This window comes from Actinomycetota bacterium (assembly GCA_005774595.1).
Classification (GTDB): Bacteria; Actinomycetota; Coriobacteriia; order Anaerosomatales; family D1FN1-002; genus D1FN1-002.
In genome coordinates this window covers 1-1250 of the sequence record VAUM01000458.1, presented here as the reverse complement: position 1 = coordinate 1250, position 1250 = coordinate 1, and the positions used below count along the sequence as shown (strand labels likewise).

Below are 1250 nucleotides of genomic sequence, written 5' to 3'. Positions count from 1 at the left end.
GCGCTTCAACGGAGCGCGCCGCGCTCCGCCTTCAAGATCGATTCTACGCCGTAGGCGCGCTTCCGTTGGAAGCGCGGGTTAGGCACGAACGGCCTACTTGGCAACGGCTCGCCGCAGGTCAACCACCACCCAGCCGCCTTGTCCGTCGAGGCTCTCCAAAGTCACGTCGACGGCGAATGATTGGTCGCCATCGTGCTGCACCTGTACGACGCAACGGCTGTCACCCAGCGGGTTCCAGAACGGGGCGTCGAAGCCCCCGAGATCCGACCTTGCAGCGAGCGGAATCAAGGCGGTTAGGGATGCCACCTCGCTGCTGGTCAGCGCTCTACCGTAGGAATCGGCGAGGGCGCGCACGTCGCCTCCGGCCGCGGCTGATACGGCCGAGCATGCTGCTTCTCGAGCCGAATTCGCCCGCGCTTGGTTGGCTCTCCGGTCTTGAACGATTGAGACGCCGGCAATGGCTCCGAGGACGAGCACGGCAATCGCGATGCGCACGAGGAAGATGCGGCGCTGCATGGCCCCCCGGTTCTGTGCCTAACGTTGTTCGGCTTCAGCGGCGGCGCCCTCCGCCGTCGCTGCGTTCCATGCTACGCCAGCGGGGCGCCGTCCGTCTGGAAGCCGTTGTTAGTGAGGTCGCCTACAGGGTCGCTGGCCTGAGCTGGATGTCGTAGAAGAACCTACCTTCCGCGACGTCCGGGTCGACCCAGACGTCGATTGCGGTTCCATCTGCGCGGTGAATGCGGACCAGATAGCCGTAGATGACGGGTGGCGGGTTACCCATATCAGGGTAGGCGGCAATGACAGAAGCGTCTGCTGAGGCGATTGCCGACATGCGGATTGCCGCTTCCTGTTCAGATTCCGGCCCGAGTCGTTCCGCCGGCAAGTGCCCGAAGGCGGCGGACGGGCGCATGCGGGGCGTGATCGTGTACAGCGAGCCATCCTTCATCACGGCGAATTCGCGAATCCAAGCGCCGCCGTCAGGGGTGCGGGTCGTCCAGTCGACGAGGAACCCGCGGATCTCAGCGCGAACTGCGGGTGAGCTGGTGGTCGGCACACCCTTGAGCGTCTGCGCTACGAGCACGTCTTCGACCTGCGGCAGACGATACGTCGGCCCGAAGCGAAGCGGCACGCTCTGCGGGATTTCGCCAACGGTGAGTTCCGGCGCGGAACAGCCTGTGAGCGCGGCCGCCAGTACGGTGGCGAGGCCGAATCCAAGGATGATGCGCCGGAGCATGCTCCCCCTCAGGACG

Annotated in this window: 2 protein-coding genes; both read right to left on the bottom strand. The window is 65.5% G+C overall.

Annotated features, from left to right (window positions below):
• Positions 1-93: 93 nt before the first annotated feature.
• The gene (locus tag FDZ70_10965; GenBank protein TLM65662.1) at positions 94-516 is read right to left on the bottom strand and encodes a hypothetical protein; all 423 of its coding nucleotides are present in this window, start codon (positions 514-516) and stop codon (positions 94-96) included.
• 121 nt (positions 517-637) lie between these two features.
• On the bottom strand, positions 638-1234 hold the full coding sequence (locus FDZ70_10960; protein ID TLM65661.1) for a hypothetical protein: 597 nt from the start codon (positions 1232-1234) through the stop codon (positions 638-640).
• Positions 1235-1250: the final 16 nt, after the last annotated feature.

Excerpts from the sequence above, each read along its gene's own strand:
- FDZ70_10965 (TLM65662.1), bottom strand. The coding sequence starts at position 516 with ATGCAGCGCCGCATCTTCCTCGTGCGCATCGCGATTGCCGTGCTCGTC.
- FDZ70_10960 (TLM65661.1), bottom strand. The coding sequence starts at position 1,234 with ATGCTCCGGCGCATCATCCTTGGATTCGGCCTCGCCACCGTACTGGCG.